The 792-nt window shown below is 39.4% G+C and carries 1 protein-coding gene; it reads left to right on the top strand.

Annotated features, from left to right (window positions below):
* Positions 1–183 precede the first annotated feature (183 nt).
* On the top strand, positions 184–780 hold the full coding sequence (locus ACS8FD_RS19295; protein WP_439261053.1) for a c-type cytochrome: 597 nt from the start codon (positions 184–186) through the stop codon (positions 778–780).
* Positions 781–792 lie beyond the last annotated feature (12 nt).

The following is a 792-nucleotide window of genomic DNA, read 5'->3' as shown; positions in this document are numbered from 1 at the left end:
CAAAAACACTGCGTCAGTAGTGACAACGGAAGTAATGACAGTAAATCTTAAGAATTTTAAATATAGTCCTATGAAACATACATCACTATTAGGCAGCTTTACTGAATAAGCAGTTTTATTAAGTAAATAGCCTTACTAAATAATAGTGGTGTATTAACAAAAATAGATTTTTAGGATAAGTACATGAAATTCTTATTGGGGATAATTTTTACCCTTGTTGTCGCAATTACTGGTGTTTTTGCTGTCATTACTGGTGGTGTTATAAATATTGGCGCCGATCAAGAGCATAGTCCAATGGTCTACAATTTCTTGGAAACAGCTCGTAATCGTTCTATAGAAAATGCGAGTAAAGATATCATCGTTCCAGATTTAGAACAGGTGGACATGATTAGCAGTGGCGGTGCAGATTATAAAGACATGTGTGCAGGCTGTCATTTGTCTCCTGGCGTAGAACAGACTGACCTTAGTCAAGGCTTATATCCAAAGCCACCTAATTTTACCAATATTGATGTTGTTGCGCGTTATCAAACGCAGGCTGGTGCTAGACAAGGGTTTTGGGCGATTAAACATGGCATCATGGCGTCTGGAATGCCAGCATGGGGTGCAACGCATGATGACGATAGAATGTGGGCCATGGTCGCTTTTATCAGATCGCTACCTAAATTAGATAAAAGCCAGTACACCATGCTAACGACTAGGTTGGACGACGATATGCTGGATATGTCGTTCAATAGCGACATGATGGATATGTCAGACGACGGATTTGAAATGCAGCATTAGTTGTTTTCAAGA

The sequence above is a fragment of the Psychrobacter sp. 1U2 genome, from assembly GCF_051847575.1.
This window is presented reverse-complemented; position numbering and strand designations above follow the sequence as displayed.

Coding starts and splice junctions, on each gene's coding strand:
- ACS8FD_RS19295 (WP_439261053.1), top strand. CDS start 184: ATGAAATTCTTATTGGGGATAATTTTTACCCTTGTTGTCGCAATTACT.